Origin of the sequence: Paenarthrobacter sp. NPDC090520 (genome assembly GCF_044769205.1) — a bacterium.
In the GTDB taxonomy this organism is placed as follows: Bacteria; Actinomycetota; Actinomycetes; order Actinomycetales; family Micrococcaceae; genus Arthrobacter.
Genome location: NZ_JBIVXM010000047.1, coordinates 3,619 through 5,502, shown reverse-complemented (window position 1 = coordinate 5,502; position 1,884 = coordinate 3,619). Strand labels below are relative to the sequence as shown.

At 55.4% G+C, this 1,884-nt stretch carries 1 rRNA gene (only partly in view); it reads right to left on the bottom strand.

From position 1 onward, the window contains the following. Positions 1-8 precede the first annotated feature (8 nt). Positions 9-1,884 (bottom strand): 23S ribosomal RNA (locus ACIQTZ_RS23925) (it continues 1,382 nt past the right edge of the window).

The window sequence follows — 1,884 nt, the reverse complement described above, 5'->3', positions numbered from 1 at the left end:
TTTTTTGGGTGGTGTAAGTTGTTGGCCTATTAGTACCGGTCAGCTTCACGAGTCTTTAGTCCTCGCTTCCACATCCGGCCTATCAACCCAGTGGTCTGGCTGGGGGCCTCTCACACTAAATGTGTGTGGAAATCTCATCTTGAAGCGAGCTTCCCGCTTAGATGCTTTCAGCGGTTATCCCATCCGAACGTAGCTAATCAGCGGTGCACTTGGCAGTACAACTGACACACCAGAGGTTCGTCCGTCCCGGTCCTCTCGTACTAAGGACAGCCCTTCTCAAATTTCCTGCGCGCGCAGCGGATAGGGACCGAACTGTCTCACGACGTTCTAAACCCAGCTCGCGTACCGCTTTAATGGGCGAACAGCCCAACCCTTGGGACCTACTCCAGCCCCAGGATGCGACGAGCCGACATCGAGGTGCCAAACCATGCCGTCGATATGGACTCTTGGGCAAGATCAGCCTGTTATCCCCGAGGTACCTTTTATCCGTTGAGCGACGGCCATTCCACAATGTACCGCCGGATCACTAGTCCCGACTTTCGTCCCTGCTTGAGATGTCTCTCTCACAGTCAAGCTCCCTTGTGCACTTACACTCGACACCTGATTGCCAACCAGGCTGAGGGAACCTTTGGGCGCCTCCGTTACTTTTTAGGAGGCAACCGCCCCAGTTAAACTACCCATCAGGCACTGTCCCTGACCCGGATCACGGGCCGAAGTTAGATGTCCAAAGTGACCAGAGTGGTATTTCAACGATGACTCCACCCGAACTGGCGTCCGGGCTTCAACGTCTCCCACCTATCCTACACAAGCCACTCCGAACACCAATACCAAACTATAGTAAAGGTCTCGGGGTCTTTCCGTCCTGCTGCGCGTAACGAGCATCTTTACTCGTACTGCAATTTCGCCGAGTTTATGGTTGAGACAGCGGGGAAGTCGTTACTCCATTCGTGCAGGTCGGAACTTACCCGACAAGGAATTTCGCTACCTTAGGATGGTTATAGTTACCACCGCCGTTTACTGGGGCTTAAATTCTCAGCTTCGCCCGTAAGGGCTAACCGGTCCTCTTAACCTTCCAGCACCGGGCAGGAGTCAGTCCGTATACATCGTCTTGCGACTTCGCACGGACCTGTGTTTTTAGTAAACAGTCGCTTCCCCCTGGTCTCTGCGGCCCACACCCGCTCCACAACGCAAGGTCGTTTCACGGGGCAGGCCCCCCTTCTCCCGAAGTTACGGGGGCATTTTGCCGAGTTCCTTAACCATAATTCTCTCGATCGCCTTGGTATTCTCTACCTGATCACCTGTGTCGGTTTGGGGTACGGGCAGCTAAAACCTCGCGTCGATGCTTTTCTTGGCAGCATAGGATCACCGGATCCCCCCATACGGGGGTCCCATCAGATCTCAGGCACGTGCTCGAAGCACACAGGAACGGATTTGCCTATCCCTGACCCTACATCCTTAGACCGGGACAACCATCGCCCGGCCCGGCTACCTTCCTGCGTCACACCTGTTAATACGCTTACCTCCCAGGATCAGGTCCCAGCCACCACCACAACACTGCACTTCCCGAAAGAAGCTTTGCGTTGGGTGGGGGGTGGTTAGTATCCCCCGCTCAGTATTGGCGGTTTTTCGCCGGTACGGGAATATCAACCCGTTGTCCATCGACTACGCCTGTCGGCCTCGCCTTAGGTCCCGACTTACCCAGGGCAGATTAGCTTGACCCTGGAACCCTTGATCATTCGGCGGACGGGTTTCTCACCCGTCTTTCGCTACTCATGCCTGCATTCTCACTCGTGTAGGCTCCACCGCTGGTTTCCACCGCGACTTCACCGCCCACACGACGCTCCCCTACCCATCCACACCCCTGAACCACAAAGGCTTAGGTAA